The sequence below is a fragment of the Micromonospora sp. NPDC048999 genome, from assembly GCF_040649295.1.
In the GTDB taxonomy this organism is placed as follows: Bacteria; Actinomycetota; Actinomycetes; order Mycobacteriales; family Micromonosporaceae; genus Micromonospora.
In genome coordinates, this window is record NZ_JBEZFI010000020.1 from 16,994 (window position 1) to 38,424 (window position 21,431).

Annotated in this window: 10 protein-coding genes; 7 read left to right on the top strand and 3 right to left on the bottom strand. The window is 71.6% G+C overall.

Going from position 1 to position 21,431, the window contains the following annotated elements; all coding sequences use genetic code 11:
- Positions 1-130: 130 nt before the first annotated feature.
- The 5 genes from AB0C02_RS20555 to AB0C02_RS20575 all read left to right on the top strand — a co-directional run bounded on the left by AB0C02_RS20555 (position 131) and on the right by AB0C02_RS20575 (position 13,801).
- Positions 131-2,902 (top strand): AAA domain-containing protein, encoded by a 2,772-nt coding sequence (locus AB0C02_RS20555; protein ID WP_357550093.1) that lies wholly within the window; start codon positions 131-133, stop codon positions 2,900-2,902.
- A 117-nt stretch (positions 2,903-3,019) separates the two neighbouring features.
- Entirely contained in the window at positions 3,020-10,579 is a 7,560-nt protein-coding gene (locus AB0C02_RS20560; RefSeq protein WP_357550096.1) for a LamG-like jellyroll fold domain-containing protein, read from the top strand.
- 11 nt (positions 10,580-10,590) lie between these two features.
- Positions 10,591-11,058 (top strand): hypothetical protein, encoded by a 468-nt coding sequence (locus tag AB0C02_RS20565; RefSeq protein ID WP_357550098.1) that lies wholly within the window; start codon positions 10,591-10,593, stop codon positions 11,056-11,058.
- 146 nt (positions 11,059-11,204) lie between these two features.
- Complete coding sequence (locus AB0C02_RS20570; RefSeq protein ID WP_357550101.1) at positions 11,205-13,319, top strand: cellulase family glycosylhydrolase; 2,115 nt, start codon at positions 11,205-11,207, stop codon at positions 13,317-13,319.
- Between the two features lie 74 nt (positions 13,320-13,393).
- On the top strand, positions 13,394-13,801 hold the full coding sequence (locus AB0C02_RS20575) for a metalloregulator ArsR/SmtB family transcription factor (protein ID WP_357550104.1): 408 nt from the start codon (positions 13,394-13,396) through the stop codon (positions 13,799-13,801).
- On the opposite strand, the gene AB0C02_RS20580 is transcribed toward AB0C02_RS20575, so the two are convergent.
- From AB0C02_RS20580 to AB0C02_RS20590, 3 genes are all read right to left on the bottom strand, one after another.
- Positions 13,798-15,141 carry a nitrate/sulfonate/bicarbonate ABC transporter ATP-binding protein gene (locus tag AB0C02_RS20580; RefSeq protein WP_357550106.1) on the bottom strand — a complete coding sequence of 448 codons (1,344 nt, stop codon included), beginning with the start codon at positions 15,139-15,141 and terminating at the stop codon, positions 13,798-13,800. The two genes, AB0C02_RS20575 and AB0C02_RS20580, sit on opposite strands and share 4 nt — an antisense overlap.
- A 22-nt stretch (positions 15,142-15,163) precedes the next feature.
- Positions 15,164-16,936 carry an ABC transporter permease subunit gene (locus tag AB0C02_RS20585; RefSeq protein ID WP_357550108.1) on the bottom strand — a complete coding sequence of 591 codons (1,773 nt, stop codon included), beginning with the start codon at positions 16,934-16,936 and terminating at the stop codon, positions 15,164-15,166.
- A gap of 337 nt (positions 16,937-17,273) precedes the next feature.
- Positions 17,274-18,953, bottom strand: coding sequence for a Na+/H+ antiporter (locus AB0C02_RS20590; protein WP_357550110.1), 1,680 nt, complete (start codon positions 18,951-18,953; stop codon positions 17,274-17,276).
- Positions 18,954-19,151: 198 nt separating this feature from the next.
- On the opposite strand from AB0C02_RS20590, the gene AB0C02_RS20595 reads away from it, so the two are divergent.
- Together AB0C02_RS20595 and AB0C02_RS20600 are read left to right on the top strand one after the other, a co-directional pair.
- A complete protein-coding gene (locus AB0C02_RS20595) occupies positions 19,152-20,456 on the top strand; it encodes a hypothetical protein (RefSeq protein ID WP_357550112.1) in 1,305 nt (434 codons plus the stop codon).
- Positions 20,453-21,421 carry a glutamate ABC transporter substrate-binding protein gene (locus AB0C02_RS20600; protein WP_357550115.1) on the top strand — a complete coding sequence of 323 codons (969 nt, stop codon included), beginning with the start codon at positions 20,453-20,455 and terminating at the stop codon, positions 21,419-21,421. The genes AB0C02_RS20595 and AB0C02_RS20600 overlap by 4 nt, the downstream gene beginning before the upstream one ends.
- The last annotated feature ends 10 nt before the right edge of the window (positions 21,422-21,431 follow it).

Genomic DNA, 21,431 nt, shown 5'->3' on the forward strand with positions numbered 1-21,431 from the left:
CTCGTGTTCCCGTGCAGTGGGCCGACGAGCTGACTCCCGTACGCCCGGAACGTGGCGCGGCGGCGTGCGGCCGCTGTCGCCCGCCGGGACAACGGCCGGCGTTTTCCGGGTACGGCAGAATCGGCGGGCGATGGAGACGGCGAGAATCCTCACCGCGCTCGCCGACCTGGCTCCGGCCGGCGCCGAGCACGACTTCGACGTGTCCGGCACCGGCCGCCCGTTGGTCTGGCTGCCGGCGGCCGACCGGGGGCCGAGCAGCACCCAACTGGACCGTCTCGCCGCCCTGGACGCGCTGCACCGCGACGAGCGGATTCTGCGCCGTGGCCTGGCCTTTGTCCTGGGCTCGACCGACCTGAACGGCGGCCGGCGGCGGATCCGCCTGCCGTTGCTGACCCAGCCGGTACGCCTGGAACGCACCCGCCGCGGCTACCGGGTCGTCCCGGCCGGGGACCTGGAGCTGACCTCGCTGATCGAGGACAGGGACCTCGCCGCCCGGCTGGAGGCGGCGCCGGGGCTGGCCGGCCCGGGCTGGCTGGGCGCGCCCGGCACCACGGCATGGATAACCGCGACCGCCGAGGCGGCCGGGCTGAAGCTCGACGCGGTGGTGACGAAACCGCCGCGCGGCAACGACGACGCCACCCTCACCGGCGTCGCCGCCGCGGCGCTCTTCGTGACCCGCGACGTGCTCGCCGGCCGGCTGCGTGACACCCTGCTCAACTGGGCGAGCCGGCCCGGCCTGGCGGACACCGCGCTGGCCCGGCTCTACCGCGCCGGAGCGGCCGACCGGCCGGACGCGAGCACGCAACCCCGGGGTGCCGGCGATGACGTGCTGTCGCCCCTGCCGCTGAACGCGGCGCAGCGGGACGTGGTCCGACGGGTCCGGGCCGAACCGGTCGTGGTGGTCTCCGGCGCACCGGGCAACGGCAAGAGCCACACGCTGGTCGCCGCCGCGCTGGACACCGTGCAGCGCGGCGGATCGGTGCTGGTGGCCACCCAGTCGGTGCACGCCGCCAACGTGCTGGGCGAGCTGCTGCATCGCCACCCCGGGCCGACGCCGGTGTTGTTCGGTGACGCCGAACGCCGCGAGGCGATCGCCGCCGACCTGGCCGGTGGCGCGGCGGCGGGTGCGGACGACGCGACGCTGCGGGCTGACGCCGCAGCCGTGGCCGCCGCCCGGGATCGGGTGGCGGCCGTCCTGGCGGGGATCGTCGCCGCCCTCGACGAGGAAGCGCTCGCCGCCACGCTGCCCGGTTGGCAGCCGCTCCTGCCGGCCCTGGCCCACGACGCGCCGGGCGCGTTCACCCCGACCGCCGACCTGGCCGCCGTCCGGGCCGCGCTGGCCGCCGCGACCGGGGCCGATGGCGGGCGGTGGCGGCGCTGGGGACGGGCGTACGCCGACTGGCGGCTGCGGCGACGAACGGGCGCCGGCCCGGACGTACCGGTGGAACGGTTGCGGGCGGCGGTGGCGGCGGCGAGCGCGGTACGCGCCGCGGCGCGGCTGGCGACTGCCGACGGCACCGACCTGGCGCCGGCCTGGCGCAGCCTGGCCGATGCGGACGCCGCGCTGGCCACCGCAGTCGGCACGGCGATGCGGCACCGCTCGGCCAGCGCCCGCCGATGGACCGGCGCGGCCCGCCGCGCGGCGAGCGGCCTCGGCGCGGCGCTGCGGGCCGGCCGCAACCGCCGCCGCGAACTTCTCGCCGACCTGGACGCCGAGGCGCTGGTCCGCGCGCTGCCGCTGTGGGTGGGCACGGTGGCCGACGTGGAGGATCTGCTCCCCCCGATGGCCGGCATGTTCGACCTGGTGGTGCTCGACGAGGCGGCGCACATCGACCAACTCCGGGCCGCCCCGGCGCTGGCCCGGGCCCGGCGCGCACTGGTCGCCGGCGATCCGCGGCAGTTGCGGTTCGTGTCGTTCGTGGCCGACGTGGACGTCGCCGCCGCACTGCGCCGGCACGGCCTGGACCACCTCGGCGACCGGCTCGACGTACGCCGATCCAGTGCTTTCGATGTGGCGGCCGGCGCGGCGCCGGTCACCTGGCTCAGCGAGCACTACCGCTCGGCCCCGCACCTGATCGAGTTCTCCGCCCACCGCTTCTACGGCGACCGGGTGGAACTGGTGACCCGGCGCCCCGGCAACGAGCGCGCCGATGCCATCGACGTGCTGACCGTGCCCGACGCGAGCGTGGCCGACGGCGTCAACCAGGCCGAGGTGGAGGTCACGCTCGACCTGGTCCGCCGGCTCGCCGCCGACCCGCCGGCCGGCGGGATCGCGGTGGTCAGCCCGTTCCGGGCGCAGGCGGACGCCCTGGAGGCAGCGCTGCTGGCCACCTTCGACGTCGACGAGATCGAGCGCCTCGGCCTGCGATCGGGCACCGTCCACGCGTTCCAGGGCAGCGAGGCGGACGTGCTGGTCGCCTCGCTGGGGCTGGTGGACGCCGATCCGCCGTCCCGGCAGCGGTTCGTCGCCGAGCCGAACCTGTTCAACGTCCTGATCACCCGGGCCCGCGAACGCCTGACCGTGGTGACCTCCCTGCGGTCTCCCGTGGGCCTGATCGGCGACTACCTGGCGTACGCCGGGAAGCCGCCGCCCGTCGCCCCGGACGCCGAGCCGGCGGACGGCTGGCCGGCCGCGCTCGCCGAGCAACTGCGCCGGCTCGGGCTGTCGGTGCGGCCGGGTTACCCGGTCGGCCGGTGGCGGATCGACCTCTGCGTGGGCAGCGCGGAGCACGCGGTCGGGGTGATCTGCGGGGTGCATCCGGACGGGGTCACGGCGCACGTGGAACGGCAGCGGGCCCTCTTGCGGGCCGGGTGGCGGCTGCACGACGTCTTCGCCAGCCGCTGGTCGGACGACCCGATCCGGGCCGCCCTCGACCTGTCCTCCCGGATCGCTGGCGCATAGCCGAAGGGCGGACAGGAAAGTCATCGCCGCCTATATCGATCTGTAACCAGATTTCGATGCCTCCGAGCCACCCATGGCGCCTATGGTGCGTTGGCCATGTCCACAGGGGAGGGTGTCGTGCGATCACGCGGGTTCGGGTGGATGGGGACCGGCCGGGCGCCGGCATGGTGGCGCTGGACGGCGTACGCGGTGTTGCTCGCGCTCGTCGCCGGCCTGCTGGAGGCGCCCGCGGCGCCCGCGAAGGCGGCGGTGGTCGGCCCGCAGCGGCAGGCGCCGACGGCGGGACAGTCGCCGTGCCCACCCGATCGGGCGGACGAGGTGTCCGCGGCGGTGGCGGCGAAGCTGTGTGGGGCCCGGGTGGAGGTGCTGGGCCGGCGTAGCGAGACGACACAGATGTTCGCGAATCCGGACGGCACGTTCACCGAGGAACGGTCGCTCGCGCCCGTGCGGTTCCTCGACGGCGGCGAGTGGCGCGCCGTGGACCTGGACCTGGTGGCGCGGCCGGATGGTTCCGTGGCGCCGAAGGGGCATCCGGGTGGGCTGTGGTTCGCCGGTGCGACGGCGGGCACGGGCGCGCACGAGGTGGTGTCGCTGGGGGAGGGCGACGTGCGTACGAGCGTGTCGTGGGACGGCCCGTTGCCGCAGCCGGTGCTGTCCGGGCGGACGGTGACCTACCCGGAGGTGATGCCGGGTGTGGATCTGGTGTTCGAGGCGCACGCGACCGGCTATCAGCAGTTGTTCGTGGTGAAGGACCGGGCGGCGCTGGCCCGGGTGCGGAAGCTGTCGCTGCCGATGCGGACGGGGAAGCTGACCGCCACCGGCGACGGCATGGGCGGCCTGCTGTTCAAGGACCGGTCGGGTCGGGCCGTCGCGCGGGCGCAGACGCCGGAGATGTGGGACGCGGAGGTGTCGCCGCGGTCGCTGGAACACGTCCGCCGGGGTCCGGTGGCGTTGCGGACGGTGGCCAAAGGCGCCGGTCGGTCGGTGCTGGAGTTGACGCCGGACGCCAAGTTCCTGGCGCGGGAGGACCTGCGGTTCCCGGTGACCATCGACCCGCCGACGTCGCTGTCACCCGCGTTCGACGCATTCGTGCAGAACACCTACACCAGCGACCAGTCCGGTTCGGTCGACCTGAAGCTGGGCTACCACAACGAGGGCGGCAACAACACCGCACGGTCATACCTGCGGCTGACCACGAGCGGCATCTATGACGCCCAGGTCACCAGCGCGAAGCTCAAACTGTGGAGCTACCACTCGTGGTCCTGCACCGCCAACCAGTGGGAGGCGTGGCAGACGGACTACGTCGACTCCTCGGTGCGCTGGACCAACCAGCCGACCGCACGGGTGAAGCTCGGCACCTCCACCGAGACCAAGGGCTTCAGCTCCTCCTGCGCCGCCGGCTGGGTCTACGTGGACGTCACCAAGGCGCTGCAGTCGGCGGCGGATTCCCACTGGCCCACCACCAGTCTCATGTTGCGGGCGACGTCGGAGACGCTCGGCTCGTGGAAGAGGTTCGACTCGGCGGAGGGCACGCACCCGCCGCTGGTCTCCGTCACCTACAACACCCCGCCCACCACGCCGAACGGCCTCGCCGTCGCGCCGTGCTACACGGCCTGCGGCGCGGGCGCGCGCACCGCGTCGTTGCGGCCGACCCTGTCGGCCAAGCTGGCCGACCCGGACACCACCCAGACCCTGCAGGCCGAGTTCGAGGTACGCAACAAGGCCACCTCGGCCACCGTCGCCACCTCCGGGCTGCGCTCCGGCAGCCCCGCCTGGACGAACGGGGCCACCGCCTCATGGCAGGTCGCGGTGGACCTGGCGAACAACACCACCTACCAGTGGCGGGTACGCGCCAAGGACCCGTACGGCTACAGCGCCTGGACCGCGTGGACCGACCTGACCGTCGACACCGACAAGCCCGGGGTGCCGTTCGTGTCGGCGACGATCTACCTCAACGACGCCCAGCCGCACGGCGGCGCGGAGCAGCCGGACACGTTCACGTTCACCCCGGCCTCCGGCACCACCGACCTGGCGGCGTTCGTCTACAAGCTCGACTACGAGTCGTCGGCGACCACGGTGGCGGCGACCGGCGCCACGAAGGTGACGATCGCCCCACGGGACGGGCACCGGACGCTCACCGTGCAGGCCAAGGACGCGGCGGGCAACCTGTCCAACGCCAACAGCTACGTGTTCGACGCCGGTAACGCCGCGATCGCCCAGCCGCTGCCCGGGGCGAACGTGGTGCGGCGGACCAAGGTGCAGGTGACCACGCCGGTGGCCGGATACACCAAGGCGTACTTCGAGTACCGGCGCGGCCCCGGCGGGGCCGTCCTGCCGGTGCCCTCGGCGAACCTCACCAACGCGGCCGGCTCGCCGATCACCGCGACCGCGGCCAGCCCGGTGACGCTGTCCAGCCTCGGCGGGCACGCGGTCTGGAACGCCACCGACACCCTCGGCCTGGTCGGCGGGGTGGTGGAGCTGCGGGCCCAGATCTACACCAACACGTCGACCTCGCCCGTCTACACCACCCCCTGGGTCCGGATCACGGTGGACTCCTCCGGTGGCGGCGGCGCCTCCGAGCCGATCGGCCCGGGCGAGGCGAACCTGCTCACCGGCGACTTCTCGCTGGACGAGACCGACGTCGACGTGCTCGGCCTGACCGTGTCGCGCGCCTCCTCCTCGCGGGACGCGGGCGTCGGCTGGCAGCGGATGCCGGAGCGGCTCACCGCGAACCAGCAGCAGGTCTCGACCGACCTGACGGGCTTCACCGTGCCGAGCACCAGCTCCGCCGCCCGTTCGACGGCGCGCGGTCAGGGCGAGGTCACCCCGGTGGCCTCGCTCGAGATCACCCCGGTCACGACCACCAGCAACGACACGTACGTGGCCGTCGGCGGCGACAGCGGCGGGCTGCGGCTCGGCATGGTGGCCGGCAAGACGTACCGGATGACGGGCTGGATCTTCGTGCCGGCGAGCACCGGCCTGGTCCCCGCGTACACCAGTCGTGGGCTGCGCATCGTCGGCTTCCACAAGGTCGGCTCGACCTACGTCGAGGTCGCCTCGCCGATGGCCGGGTTCACCGAAGGGTGGCAGGAGCTGTCGGTGGACATGACGGTGCCCGCCGGCGCCACCGAGGCGTTCTTCCGGCTCTACAACGGCATGCAGGGCGGATCCGGCAAGAAGGTCTACTGGGACAACCTCTCCGTCACCGAGCTGGTGGCCCCGTTCGGTCCCGCCTGGTCCGGCGGCGTCAGCAGCGGCGGTGACGACGTCGACGTCGACTACACCACGCTGACCTTCCCGCAGCCGTCGGTGGCCCAGGTCAACACCGTCGACGGCGGGTGGATCACCTTCTCGAAGAACGCCGACGGCGTCTCCTACACCCCCGAGCCGGGGGCCGAGGGGCTGGTCCTGACGAAGTACAGCTCGACCGCGTACCGGCTGACCGACGTCGAGGGCACGACCAGCGAGTTCACCCAGCAGGGCGGGGTGTGGACGATCGACTCGTCGTGGACCCCGGACTCGTCGAGCACCACCCGTTACAGCTACGACACCAGCGGCGGCCGGGCCCTGCTGAAGAAGGTGATCAACCCGGTCGAGCCGGGCGTGGACGACGCGAACCGGTGCGCCGGCAGCACGCCCGCCCGCGGCTGCGAGGTGCTGGAGTACGTCTATGCCACCAGCACCACGGCCGGACTCAGCCAGACCGTGTTCGGCGACTACACCGACCGGGTGTCGGCGGTCAAGCTGTGGAACTGGGACCCGGTGGCCGCCTCGGTCACCGCCGTGGAGGTCGCCCGGTACGCGTACGACAACCTGGGCCAGCTCCGCCAGGTCTGGGATCCGCGGATCAGCCCGGCCCTCAAGACGGCGTACGGCTACGACGCCACCGGCCGGGTGAACAGCACGACGCCCCCCGGCGAGCTGCCGTGGACGGCCGACTACGGCAGCCCCGACGTCGACTCGGCGGCGCTGCGCTGGGACCTGGACGCCGGCTCGGGCACGGCGGTCGCCGACTCCTCCGGCTCCGGCCGGACCGGCACCATGGCGTCCGGGGTGACCTGGACCCAGGGCAACGACCCGAACAACCCGGCCGACCGCGCCGCGTACTTCACCGGCGCCTCCGGGCAGCAGATCAGCGTGGCCGGCACCGCCCTGTCCAACACCGCCTCCTACACGGTCTCGGCGTGGGTGCGGCTGACCGACAAGTCCACCAACCGGACCGTGCTGTCCAAGGACGGCTCGTACACCTCGGCGTTCCTGCTCAACTACGTGCAGCTTGAGGACCGGTGGGCGTTCGGCCGGATCAGCTCGGACAACAGCAGCGGCACCGCGATCCGCGCCTACTCCAACACCGCCCCCGTGCTCGGGCAGTGGACCCACCTGGCCGGCGTCTACGACACCGCCTCCGGAAAGATGACCCTCTACGTCAACGGAATCGCCCAGTCCACCACCGCCGCGACCGGCGGCTGGAACGGCACCGGCAACTACGCGATCGGCCGGGCCGAGTGGGGCGGGGTGCCGTCCAGCCTGTGGGCCGGAGGCATCGACGATGTACGGGTCTACGGCAAGGCGCTCAGTGCCGCCCAGGTTGCCACCCTCGCCGGGGACGAGGATCCCGGGCGACTGCTGCGGGTGCGCCGGTCCGCGTTGAAGACCGGCACGAAGAGCACCACCGACGGTGAGGTCGCCAGCAACGTCGTCTACGGCGTGCCGCTGACCAGGGCGGCCGGCGGCCCGTACGACCTGAACGCCGCCGCGGCCGCCACCTGGGGCCAGGCCGACGTGCCGACCGACGCGACCGCGGTGTTCGACCCGGAGGACAACCCGGGACGCAACAGCGCCACCCCGTCGTCGCCCGGTGCGTCCGGCTACCCCTACGCCACCGTGCACTACCTCAACGCCAACGGCCAGGAGGTGAACACCGCCAACCCCGGCGGGCACATCGACACCGAGGAGTACGACCGGTTCGGCAATGTGATCCGGCGGCTCACGGCCACCGACCGGGCGCTCGCACTGGGCACGCTGCCGGACGCGGCGACCCACCTCGCCGAGCTGGGCCTGTCCGGCTCGGACACCGCGTCGCGGGCCCAGGCGCTGTCCACCGTCAACCGCTACAGCAGCGATGGGCTGGTCCTGCTCGACACGCTCGGCCCCACCGTGACGATGGTGGTGGAGGACGGGCTGGCCGACCCGGACGGTTCCGGCCCGCTCACCGCGGTGCCCGCCGGGGCGACCGTCATCGGCCGGACGCACACCGTCCGCAAGTATGACGAGGGCAAGCCGGACGGGGCGACGTACAACCTGCTCACCACGGAGGTCGAGGGCGCGCAGGTGGTCGGCTACCCGGACGCCGACCAGCGCACCACCCGCTACGGGTACGACGCGCACACCGGCGGGGTCTCCGGTTGGACGCTGAAGAAGTACACGTCGATGACGGCCGACGCCGGGTCCGGCGGCACCCCGCTGACCGCGTACGGCGTCTTCGACTCCGCCGGCCGCGCCACCTCCGCCTGGGGGCTGGGCTCCACCGGCAGCGACGCCCGGGCACGCGAGACGATCTACTACACCGCGGGCGCCAACTCTCGCGACGCCGCGTGCGGCAACCGGCCGGAGTGGGCCGGGCAGGCCTGCGTCCACCGGTCCACCGGCGCGGTCACCGGCCACGACCCGGCCCGGATGACCGGCACGTTGCCCGAGCGGCGGGTCACCCGCTACGACCGCTACGGCGATGCGGCCGAGATCGCCGAGACAGTGGCCGGCAAGACCCGTACGACCGTCACCACCTTCGACCCGGCGGGCCGCAGCACCGGGGTGGGCATCACCTCGACGGAAGGCACCGCGATCGAGCAGGTGACCAGCACCTACGACTCGACGAACGGGACGATCGCCACGACCCGCAAGGGCACCGCGACGATCAGCCGCGAGTACGACCAGCTCGGCCGGCTGATGAAGTACACCGACGCCGCCGGGGCCGCCACGGTCACCGAGTTCGACCGCTTCGACAAGCCGACGAAGGTCACCGACCCGACCGGCTGGATGACCCTCACCTACAACCGGGCCGCCGAGCCGCGTGGACTGCTCACCAGCGTCACCGACAGCGCGGCGGGCACCTTCATGGGGAAGTACGCCCCGGACGGGCAACTGGTCGAGATGACCTACCCGGGCGGGCTCACCCGGCGCGACCGGCTCAACGCGAACCAGGAGCCGGTGGAGCGCACCTACACCCGCGACTCCGACGGCATGGTGCTCTACTCCGAGTCCATCGTCGGAAACAGCGCCGGGAAGGTCGTCAACCACGACTACACCGGCGGTAGCAAGGTCTACTCCTACGACCGGCAGGGACGGCTGAGCCGGGTCCAGCACGACTCCGCGATGACCGGCGGCTGCGTGACCCGCGCCTACACCTACGACAGCCGGACCAACCGCACCAACAAGCGGACGTACGACCCCGCTGAGGGTGGCGAGTGCCAGCAGAGCACCGTCACGGCGCAGGAGGGACACACCTACGACAGCGCCGACCGGATCACCGACGCCGGCTACACCTACGACGCCTTCGGTCGCGTCACCGGGCTGCCGGGCGGGCTGACGAACACGTACTACGTCAACGACCTGGTTGCCGGCCAGCAGATCGGCGACGCCAAGCAGGCGTGGACCCTCGACCCGGCCCACCGCTTCCTCGGGGTGACCGGCCAGACGCTGGTGGACGGCGCCTGGGTGACGTCCACCGCCCGCCTCAACCACTACGCCGACGACTCCGACGAAGTGAGCTGGGTGGTCGAGGACACCGCGACGGGTGCGATCACCCGCAACGTCTCCGGCCTGGACGACGACCTCGTGGCGACCACGTCGAGCGACGGCACCGTCCTGCTGTGCCTGACCAACCTGCACGGCGACGTCGCCGTGACGGTCGACCGGGACCTCACCGAGCCGCAGGTGTTCGACTACGACGAGTTCGGCGTGCCGGCCGAGGGTCAGGCGAGCCAGCGCTACGGCTGGCTGGGCGGCAAGCAGCGCTCCGGCGACACGCTGGGTGGGCTGATCCTGATGGGGGTGCGCCTCTACAGCCCCGCGCTCGGCCGCTTCCTGCAGGTCGACCCGGTCGACGGCGGCAGTGCCGGCCCGTACGACTACTGCTCCGCGGACCCGGTCAACTGCACCGACCTGGACGGCAAGTCACTGTGGGGCAAGATCAAGAGCGGCTTCAAGAAGACCGTGACCTTCGTCCGGAAGAACCCGGCGTTCGTCTGCGCGACGATATCCATGTTCACCCCGCCGCCGATCAACGTCGTGTTCGGCGCCGCCGCCATCGGGTTCTCCGCCTACTCCGCGTACAAGAACGTCAGGGCCGGCCGGTACGGGGCCGCCGCCTTCGACGTCCTCGGGGCGATTCCCGGCGGAGGTAGTGTGTTCCGCGGTGTCGGCGCGATGCGCAAGGCGGCACAGGCTCGCAAGATCGCGAAGGGAATTCGCAAGGCGAAGGGTTTCCGGGGCGCCAAGAAGGCGAAACGGAAGATCATCAAGGCTCGGAACAAGAAGATCCGCGAGCAGAAGAACCTGCAGCGCAAGGAGAAGTGGTGGGGCAGGCTGGACAAGCGGGCCGCCTGGCCGGCCGCCGGCGGGCACATCGTCTGCGGGTACTTCAGGTCCTGCAGCCAGCGAACCCGATGGCTCAGATAGCCGGCGGATAGATGCTGGACCTGGGCGCCTTGGTGACCAGGGCGCTGGCCGGCCTGCTGGCCAGCGCCCTGCCCGGCGACGGGCAGACGCGCGAGGAACGGCGGGCGGAGTTGCTGGCCGAGGCGACCTCACCCGTCGAGGACCTTACCGACCTGACCCTGCGCCACATGGTGCGCGGGGCGGCGTGGCTGCTGCTCGGCTGCCTGGCCTTCCCGGTGGCCATCGCGCTCGGGGTGGCGACGCGGGCGGTCACCGGGCGGTGGGCCGGGCCGGTGCCCTTCGCCGGTGCGTTCGTCGTCGCGTTCTGCCTGGTGCTGGCGCTGGTGCACTTCATCAAGGGGAGCGTCACCCACTACCTGCCCGAGCGGTGGTGGGACTCGTCCGGCCGGGGGTGGCGTCTGGTGCTGCTCGATCAACTGCCCGATCTGATCGTCGCCGCCGTCGCCGCGGCCGTGCTCGCGTCGGCGGTCACCCGGTAGCCGCTGGTCGTTGCCGCCCTGCATCGATGGTGGGCAATTGACAAAGTTGGGAAGCCAAACTTAGTCTCGCGGCACGCGCGGGTGGCGCCCTCGCGTGGCCTGCCCACCGCGGGGCCCAACCCCGCGCGACACCATGAAGGAGCAGCATGGCCGGCTTGCGAGGCACAGCGCGGAGGATCCGATGGCGGATCGGCATGGTCGCGGCGGTCACGACGACGCTCGTGGTCGGCGCCGGACTGGTGGCCGCGACGAGCGCCCAGGCGGCGGCCGGCTGCCGGGTCGCATACACGAAGAGCACCGAGTGGCCCGGCGGTTTCAGCGCCGACGTCAGCATCACCAACCTCGGCGACCCGATCAACGCCTGGAGCCTGGTCTGGACGTTTCCGTCCGGGCAGCAGGTCACCCAGGCATGGAACGCCAACATCACCGCCTCGGGCGCGAAGGTGACCGCGACCAACGTCAGCTACAACGGTGCGATCGCCACCAACGGCACCGTCTCCTTCGGCTTCAACGGCTCCTGGTCCGGGGCCAACACTGCGCCCACCTCGTTCACTCTCAACGGCGTCACCTGCACCGGTAGCGTCGGCGGCACCACCCCGCCCGCGACCACCGCGCCGCCGACGTCAGCCCCGCCGACCACCGCGCCACCGACCTCACCGCCGCCGGCCGGCAACGCCATGGCCGCCGTCGCCGCGATGCAGCCCGGCTGGAACCTGGGCAACTCGTTCGACGCGGTCGGCGCGGACGAGACCGCGTGGGGCAACCCGCGGGTGACCAAGGCGCTCATCGACAACGTCCGGGCGCAGGGCTTCAACAGCATTCGCATCCCGGTCACCTGGAGCAACCACCACGGCGGCGCGCCGAGCTACACCATCGACGCGGCCTGGCTCAACCGGGTGCGCGAGGTGGTCAACTGGGCGCTCGACGACGGCTTCTACGTGGTGATCAACCTGCATCACGACTCGTGGCAGTGGATCAACACGATGCCCACCGACCGCACGAACGTGCTGAACCGGTACAACGCCCTGTGGACGCAGATCGCCGCCGCCTTCCGGGACTCCTCGTCCCGGCTCGTCTTCGAGAGCGTCAACGAGCCACAGTTCACCGGCAGCTCCGGCGACGCCCAGAACGCGACCCTGCTGAACGAGCTCAACACGTCCTTCCAGCGGATCGTGCGTCAGTCCGGCGGCGGCAACGCCACCCGGCTCCTCGTGCTGCCGACCCTGTACACGTCGGCCGACCAGGCCCGGGTGGACGAGCTGGCGAGCACCTTCAACACGCTGAAGGACGCCAACCTCATCGCGACCGTGCACTTCTACGGCTACTGGCCGTTCAGCGTGAACATCGCCGGTGGCACCCGCTTCGACGCCACGGTGCAGCAGGACCTGATCGACCAGTTCGACCGCGTCTACAACGCGTTCGTCGCCCGTAACATCCCGGTCATCATCGGCGAGTACGGCCTGCTCGGCTTCGACCGGCACACCGGCACCATCGAGCAGGGTGAGAAGCTGAAGTTCTTCGAGTTCCTCGGCTACTACGCGCGCAACCGCAAGCTCACCACCCAGCTGTGGGACAACGGGCAGCACTTCGGCCGCACGTCGTTCCAGTGGAGCGACCCGGAACTCTTCGCCCAGATCAAGTCGAGCTGGACCACCCGCTCCGGCACCGCGTCGAGCGACCAGGTGTACGTGCCGCGGACCGGCTCGATCACCAGCAAGAGCCTGACGCTCAACCTGAACGGGACGACCTTCCAGGGGCTGCGCCAGGGCAGCACCGACCTGGCCAACGGCACCGACTACACGGTCTCCGGCAGCACGCTGACGCTCACCGCGGCGGCGGTCACCCGGCTGGTCGGCTCCCGGGCGTACGGGGTGAACGCGACCATCCAGGCCCGCTTCTCCTCCGGCGTGCCGTGGCGGATCAGCATCATCTCGTACGACCCGCCGGTGCTCTCCAACGCCACCGGGTCGACGGGCTCGTTCAACGTGCCGACCCAGTTCCGCGGTGACCAGCTCGCCACCATGGAGGCCAAGTACGCCGACGGCAGCAACGCCGGCCCGCAGAACTGGACCTCGTTCAAGGAGTTCGACGTCACGTTCGCGCCGAACTACAGCAGCAACACGATCACGCTGAAGCCGGAGTTCTTCGCCGAGGTCAACGACGGCCGGCGGGTGACGTTGACGTTCCACTTCTGGAGCGGGACGAAGGTCACCTACTACGTGACCAAGTCGGGGGGCACCGTGACCGGCAGCACCAGCTGACCTCCTGCCGCGCGGCGGGCCACGATGCCCGCCGCGCGGTGGCGGGTGGCCCGGCCCGGCAGTACGCTTGTTGCGTGCAAGCGCAAATATCGGATGCTGCGGGGCCGGGATTCGAGCCGTCGCTGGCATTGTTGAAGGTCCTGGCCGACCCGACCCGCCTGCGGGTGGTGTGGGCGCTCGTCAAGGAGGAAATGCCGGTGTCCCGGCTGGCGCAGTTGACCGGGGCGCAGGTGGCGGCGGTGTCACAGCACCTGGCGCGGTTGCGCGAGGCGGGTGTGGTGGCCAGCCGCCGAGACGGCACCCGAATCTTCTATCGGCTGGCCTCCGAGCAGGTGACGCGGCTGCTGGAAGAGGTGGTGTTGACCGCCACCCGGCTGGACGCGGCCGCGCCGGAGGAGGTTCGCTCCGACGTCGCGTGCCAGGCGGCGACCGCGCCGCAGCGGGCGACGGCCACCGCCCGACCGCGGCTGGCCCGGGGCTAGCCCTCCGCCGAGGTGCTGGTTCCGCGTTGGGCGGGATCGAGCCGGTATTCCTCGGTGATGGCGTCGTAGGAGTACAACTCCGCGTACCGGCCCCAGTCGGTGGCGACGTCGAGCTGGGCCGTGATCTGCTCCGCGGTGTAGTTGTGCGCGAGTAGGTCACGGAAGAACCCGGCGCGCAGGACGCCGTCGTCGGTGCGTTGCAGGCTGGTCAGGATCGTACGCACCAGCGGAATGTGCGGCATGGTGGCGGCGAACAGCTGCTTGGAGGTCTGCACGTCCGCGGCGGCGAACTCGAACCCCGTGTCGGTCAACGCGACGCCGCGTGCGTCGGCGGTGGCGAAGCCGAGCAGCTCCAACGCATCCACCAGCGGCAGCAGGTTCTTCACCTCCAAGCCCAACTCGTCGGCCAGGTCGCCCAGGTCGATCGGGTCGGGATGCTCGGCCAGGATCTCCGCCAGCCCGGACAGCCCGTCAACGCTGGCGGGCGGCAGCGGGGTGTTGGCGGGGGTACGCCGCAACGGCGACACCTCGGGGGCCGTGTCGCGCTCGCGGCCGGTCATCGCCGCGTACACCGTGTCGACCAGCGCCTCGAAGTCCTTGTTGTCGCGCGGTCGGGGCCGGGGCAACCCGACCGGGTACTCGGCGCGGATGGTGCCGGGTCGGGAACCCAGCACGACAATCCGATCGGCCAGCAGCACCGCCTCTTCGATGCTGTGCGTGACCAGCACGATCGCCCGGGTGGGGAACTGGCCGGACTCCCACAGCTCGACCAGCTCGCCGCGCAGGTTCTCCGCGGTCAGCACGTCCAGGGCCGAGAACGGCTCGTCCATGAGCAGCACGTCCGGCTCGACCACGAGGGCACGAGCGAACCCGACCCGCTGCCGCATCCCGCCGGACAGCTCCTTGGGGTAGGCGGACTCGAACCCGTCCAGGCCGATCAGGTCGATGGCCTTCAGCGCGGCTTCAGTGCGCTGCTTCGGGGGAACGTTGCGGGCTTCCAGGCCCAGTTCGACATTCTGCTGCACGGTCAGCCAGGGCAGCAGCGCGAAGGTCTGGAACACCATCGCGGTGCCCGGGTTGGAACCCGTCAACGGCTGGCCGCGGTAAGCGACCGTGCCGGTGGAGGGTGGGATGAGTCCGGCCAGGCAGCGCAGCAGGGTGGACTTGCCCGACCCGGATCGGCCCAGCAGGGCGACGATCTCCCCGGCCCGAACCGTCAGATCGATGCCGGCCAGCACGGGCAGTTCCCCGTCGGCGCCGGCGTAGGACTTGGTCAACGCCTCGGTGGCCAGCAGCACCTCGCCGCTCCTGGCCGCCGCGGTGGGCGTGGTAGTGGTCATGATCGGTGGTTCCTTCGGCTGGTCAGGTCAGGGCGTAGCGGGTCACGGCCAAGGTGTACAAGCGGCGCCAGAACAGCCGGTTCAGCCCCACCACGTAGAGGGACATGACGGCGATGCCGGCCAGCACCTTCGGATAGTTACCCGCGTTCGTCGCCTCGGCGATGTAGGCGCCGAGACCGTGCGCGGTCAGCGTGGTACCGCCGAAGGTGACGACCTCCGCGACGATGGAGGCGTTCCACGCCCCACCGGACGCGGTGATGCCACCCGTCACGTAGTACGGAAAGACCGCCGGGATGATCAGCCGTCGCCACCGCTGCCGGCCGCGTACGCCGAGGTCGGTCATGGCTTCCCGCAGGTCGGTGGGGATGGCCTGAGCGCCGGCGATGGTGTTGAACAGGATGTACCACTGGGCGCCCAGGGCCATCAGCAGGACACCGCCGATGTCCAGGCTGATGCCGGTGTGCACCAACAGCCAGGTGACCAGCGGAAACAGGAAGTTTGCCGGGAAGCTGGCCAGCACCTGCACCACCGGCTGGGCGACGCGGGCCAGCCGCGGGCTCAAGCCGATACGCACCCCGATGGGCACCCACACCACCGTGGCCACCAGCATCAGCACCACGACCCGGGTGAGTGTCAGCAGGCCCAGCAGCAGGGGCTCGGTGAACACGCCCAGGCCCTCGCCGCTGCCGTGCAGGTAGCGGACAACTTCCACCACACCCCACGCGAGCAGGCCCAGCATGGCGACGTTGAACGCGACATCGCCGGCCCGGCGGCGGACCGGGCGGGCCGAGAGCGCCTGGTCGTCGGTGCCGAACACGCGGCCGATTCGGCCCAGCGCCTCGGCCGCGGCCCGCTTGGCCGGAGCGATGAACTGCGGCCAGTGGGAGCGGCGCAGCAGGTCCAGCACGAGCGACCGGGGTACGTCGACGGCCTCGGACTGTTCCTGCTTGAACTTCTCGACCCACGCCGTCAGCGGCCGCCAGAACATGAAGTTCACCGCGACGACCATGATCGTCATGGTGGCGATCGCGTACCCGATCCCGGCCAGGTTCCCGTTGGCGATTGCCGTGCCGGCGTAGGCGCCCACCCCCGGCAGGGTGTACTCGTGGTTGGCGACGGTGATCGCCTCGGAGGCGACCAGGAAGAACCAGCCGCCGCCGAAGCTCATCATCCCGTTCCACACCAGCCCGATCGCCGCGTGCGGCACCTCGATACGCCAGAACCGCATCCACCGGGTCAGCCGCAGGTTGCGCGACAGCTCGTCCAGCTCTCGCGGCAGAGTGATCAACGAGTGGTAGAACGAGAAGGTCATGTTCCACGCCTGCGAGGTGAAGATCGCGAACACGGCCGCCAGTTCCAGGCCGAGCAGCGAGTGCGGGAACAGCCCCACCAGCGTGGTCACCGCGATGGTCAGGAAGCCGAGGATCGGCACCGACTGCAGGATGTCCAACGCTGGAATCAGCACCCGCTCCAGCCGGCGGCTGCGCGCCGCCGCGTACCCGTAGACGAGGGTGAACACCACGGACACCGCCAGCGCGGCGAACATGCGGAGCAGGCTGCGTACCGCGTAGTACGGCAGCTTGGTCGGGTCGGTGTCGATGTGCAGGGGCCGGCTCGGGGTGAACGAGACCGCGACGCCGGCGCCGACCCGGATCGCCACATAGAAGACCACCAGCACGGTGGCGGCCACCACCACGTCGGCCCAGCCGACCTGGGTCCGTATCCACGGCAGCCGGGCCGGGAGCATCGACAGTCGCCGGCCGACCCGGCCGGACGTTTTTCTTACGGGCAGCATCAGTGCACACCCCCACACTGGGGTAGAAAGATCAGAGTTCGCCACGCCCGGGCGGCACCGCAGGTGCGACACCAGATGGCTTAAACCTAGGGGAAGACCGGGCCTCGGCCCGGGTGGAGACCCCGGACTGTTGGCGGCAGGAGCTCAGCGCCGCCCGCACCGGGGGCTGGTACTCGAAGGGGGGTCACAGCTCGACACGGCTGGCCACCTCCCTCACCTCGACACAGCGGCCTCAGCCACCGGCAACAATGCCACATACTTGCGCCGAGACGCAAATAGCGCGCCGGCATGCGTCCACGGACAATCGCGTCGGGACGGCGTGCGTACGGACCGCCGGTCAGCTGGAGCTGCGCTTGGGAAGGAGCAGCTCCTCGTGATCGAGCTCGCGTTCCAGGATGCGGAGCCCCGCGTCGGGCAGCCGACCGGCGTCGCGCCACCGCAGGAGTTCCTCCCGCTGGGCGTCGATCGCTGCCCGCCGGATGCGAAGCGCCGCCTCGTACGGCGGTGAGGTGGGCATCTCGGCTGACTCGGCGCTTTCCAGCAGGTCCAGCCGGCCGCGGTAGCGGGCCAGCCGGGCCAGCAGCTGAGCGCGGGTGGTGTTGACGGCCACGGCGTTCTCCGGCTCGTCGGCGGCGACCTCGTCGAGGCGGGCCAGGGCCGCCTCGACAGCCGCTGACCGGGCCTCGTTGCGTACCCGGGCCTGGTCGTTCTCGTCGGCGCGTAGGCCCAACGCCCGCACCAGCGGCGCGAACGTCAGGCCCTGCCCGACGAGGGTCACGAGAACGACCACGAACGTGCAGAACAGCAGGAGGTTGCGGTCGGGGAAGGGTGCGCCGCTGTCGGTGGTCAACGGCAGGGTGAAGATCGCGGCCAGACTGATGACGCCGCGGGTTCCGGACCAGCTCAGCGCCACGACTTCGCGGCGGGCCAGTCGACGGGCGTTGCGTTCCGCCCGCCTGGCCTCCCGCGTGCTGCTGGGCTCGTCGTCCTCGTCCTCGTCGGAGGTGCCGCCCAGCCGGGTGTGCAGCGACCGGGGGAGCACCTGGGTCAGCACCAGCCACGCGGGGCGCAGGAGCAGCACCACGCCGACCGAAACGGCGACCGCAGCGACGACGGTGGAGGTGTCGTACTGGTGCAGACCCCGCACCACCGTGGGAAGCTGTTGGCCGATCAGCAGGAAGACGAACCCCTCGAGGAGGAAGTCGACCAGCCGCCACACCGCGCTGGTCTGCAGCCGGCTGGCGCCGGAGGCGAGCCGGGGCGTGTGGTGGCCGACGATGAGCCCGGCGATCACCACGGCGAGCACGCCGGAGACGTGCAGTTCCTCACCCAACAGGTAGGCCACGAACGGCGTCGCGAGCGAGATGGCGTTGGACAGCAGCGGATCCACGGTGAGCGGTCGGGCCAGGCGTACCCCCCACGCGACGACCGCGCCCACCGCGACCCCGCCCACCGCCGCCAGCCCGAACTGGCCGGCAGCGGATGCGTACGAGAATCCGCCGCCCACGGCGGCGGCCACGGCGACCTTGAGGATCGTCAGCGCGGTGGCGTCGTTGAGCAGTCCCTCGCCCTGAATGATCGTGACCAGCTTCGGCGGCAGGTTGACCCGCCTGCCGATCGCCAGCGCGGCCACCGGGTCGGGCGGCGCGACAGCGGCGCCGATCGCGATCCCCGCGGCCAGGGTGGCCCCTGCCACGAACAGGTGGAAGCCGAGTCCCACCAGCACTGCGGTGAGCAGCACCAGCACCACGGACAAACTCACCACGATACGGAGGTTCCGGCGGATGCCCAGCAGCGATGAGTCCAGCGCCGCGCTGTAGAGCAGCGGTGGCAGCACGACCGTCAGCACGATGCCGGGATCAAGGCTGACGTTGGGCCCCGGAAGCAGCGCGTAGGCGATGCCGACGAGCGGCAGGAGCGCCGCCGCCGGCAGGCCCGTGCGCGTCGCCACCCATCGCACGACGACGATGACCGCGACAGCGGCGAGCACGAACAACGACGTCGTCTGGGGGCTCACCCGGTCGCTTCTCCCTGTCTGACAGCCTCTCGGCCTGCGGTAGTCCGGAGCGTACCCGCTGAACTGGACGCCGCTGAGCTGGCACGAAAGCTCATCACCGGCACTGTTGGGATGAACCGGCCGAAGAGAGTGAACAACAAGCTGATCTTCGGGCTTGCGGTCGTCCACTATCTTGAACGCCCGGGGGTGGTGGTAGGCGTGACTCTCGTTCATGGACCGGCAACCGGTGCGACGCGGCTTCCCGGCGTCCAGCGGCGCCTTCGTCGTACCCCGGGCCGGCTGGCCCTCGCCACCGCCGTGCTCGTGGTGCTCGGGCTCGCGACCGGCGTGGCCGCGGCGGTCGGCGTACGCCAGCGGATCGACCTCGTCAACGGTGCCACCGCTCGCGGCGGTGACCTGACGGTCGCCGTGCAGCGGCTCTACCGTGCGCTCTCCGACGCGGACGCCACCGCGGCGGGCGCCTTCCTCGCCGGCGGCGTCGAGCCGGTCGCCCTCCGCGAGCGCTACCAGTCCGACATCGCCGACGCGGGCGCGGCGCTGGCCGTGGTGTCCGCGGGGCGCGCCGGCGGCGACCGGGGCGACGCGGCGGTCGCGCAGATCACCAGTGACCTGCCGGTCTACACCGGGCTCGTGGAGACGGCCCGGGTGTACAACCGGCAGGGCGTGCCGATCGGCAGCGCGTACCTGCGCGAGGCGTCGGGCCTGATGCGCGAGCGGCTACTGCCCGCGGTCCAGACGCTCTACGACGCGACCGCCTCCGAGCTCGACGACGCCCGCGGCCGGGCAGCCGCGTTCCCATGGTTCGCGGTGTTGCTCGGGCTGCTGACGATCACCGCGCTCGTGGTGGTGCAGCGCTACCTGGCCCGGCGTACCAACCGGGTGTTCAACCTCGGGTTGCTGGCCGCCACCGCCGCAGCGGCCGCCCTGGTCGTGTGGCTCGGGGTTTCGGCGGTGCTGGCCGCGGGGCGGCTCGACGCGAGCCGTGAGCAGGGCTCGACACCGGTGGCGCAGCTGGTCGGGGTGCGCGTCGCGGCGTTGCAGGCGCGCGCCGACGAGGCGCACACGCTGATCGCCCGGGGCAACGGCGCGAAATTCGAAGAGGACTATGCCCGGGCCATGGAGAACGTCACCGGGCGGTCCGGGTTGGCCGCCCTCTCCGGCGCGGACGCGACCACCAGCAGCGCGGTCGGTGCGGCGACCGGCGAGGCGGAGAAGTGGCTCGCGGCCCACCAGGCCCTGCGGGCGCTCGACGACGGCGGGCAGTACACCGAGGCGGTTGCCGCAGCCGTCGGCACCGGCCCGGACTCGACGGCCAGCATCTTCAACCGGTTCGACGAGCACCTGGCCACCGCCATCGAGCACAACCGGCAGCGGTTCGACCAGGACGTGAGCCGCGCCGCCGAGGCACTCGCCGGTGCCGATCTCGGCATCGCCGTGCTGGCGGCGCTGCTGATCCTCGGTGCGGCGCTCGGTATCCAGCGGCGATTGGCGGAGTACCGATGAGACGACGTGCCCTCGCGTTGCTGACCGTCCTCTGCCTGACCGGCTGCACGGCGGCCCGGCCGCTGCCCGACCCACGGGTCGACGCGGCCGCGCCCCGCCCGGTCGACGCGCAGGACCCGGCGGCCATCCCGAGCGCGCCCGCGGCGGCGCCCGCGTCGTGTGATCCGCGCGCCAGCCTCCGGCCGTCCGGCCCGCTGCCCGCGCCGGGGCGGATGCCGGCCGGCTCGACGATGGCGCGCATCGCCGAGCGAGGCCGCCTCGTCGTCGGTGTCGACCAGAACAACTACCGCTTCGGATACCGCGACCCGGGCACCGGGGACCTGGTGGGCTTCGAGATCGACCTGGCGCACGAGATCGCCCGAGCGATCTTCGGCGATCCCGGCAAGGTGCTGTTCCGGGCGGTCACCACCGCCGAACGGGAACAGGCGGTCCAGTCGGGCGCTGTCGACATCGTCATCCGCAGCATGACGATGACCTGCGACCGGTGGCAGCGGGTGTCGTTCTCCACCGAATACGTCAGCGCCGGCCAGGCCATCCTGGTCACCAAGGGGTCACCGATCAAGAACCTCCAGGGTCTCGCCGGCAAGAAGGTCTGCGCGTCCACCGGCAGCACGTCGATCCGGAACATCGCGACCAAAGCCCCGCAGGCGCTGCCGGTGTCGGCGGCCGACGCGTTGGACTGCCTGGTGATGCTGCAGCAGAACCAGGTCGACGCGGTCTCCGGCGACGACACGATCCTGGCCGGCTTCGCGGCACAGGACCCGGGCACCACGGTCCTGCCCGACCGGTTCACCGAAGAGCCGTACGGCATGGCGATGAAGAAGGAATCGACCGACCTGGTGCGTTTCGTCAACGCGGTGCTCGAGCGGCTGCGCGCGGACGGCACCTGGGCCCGGCTCCACAAGACGTGGCTGACCGCGTTGGGCAGCACCCCGCAGCCGCCGGCCGCGCGCTACCGGGACTGACCGTGGCAAC

What these genes read in the sequence shown, in the direction of transcription:
- AB0C02_RS20555 (WP_357550093.1), top strand. Translation starts at nt 131, where the DNA reads ATGGAGACGGCGAGAATCCTCACCGCGCTCGCCGACCTGGCTCCGGCC.
- AB0C02_RS20565 (WP_357550098.1), top strand. Translation starts at nt 10,591, where the DNA reads ATGCTGGACCTGGGCGCCTTGGTGACCAGGGCGCTGGCCGGCCTGCTG.
- AB0C02_RS20570 (WP_357550101.1), top strand. Translation starts at nt 11,205, where the DNA reads ATGGCCGGCTTGCGAGGCACAGCGCGGAGGATCCGATGGCGGATCGGC.
- AB0C02_RS20580 (WP_357550106.1), bottom strand. Translation starts at nt 15,141, where the DNA reads ATGACCACTACCACGCCCACCGCGGCGGCCAGGAGCGGCGAGGTGCTG.
- AB0C02_RS20585 (WP_357550108.1), bottom strand. Translation starts at nt 16,936, where the DNA reads ATGCTGCCCGTAAGAAAAACGTCCGGCCGGGTCGGCCGGCGACTGTCG.
- AB0C02_RS20600 (WP_357550115.1), top strand. Translation starts at nt 20,453, where the DNA reads ATGAGACGACGTGCCCTCGCGTTGCTGACCGTCCTCTGCCTGACCGGC.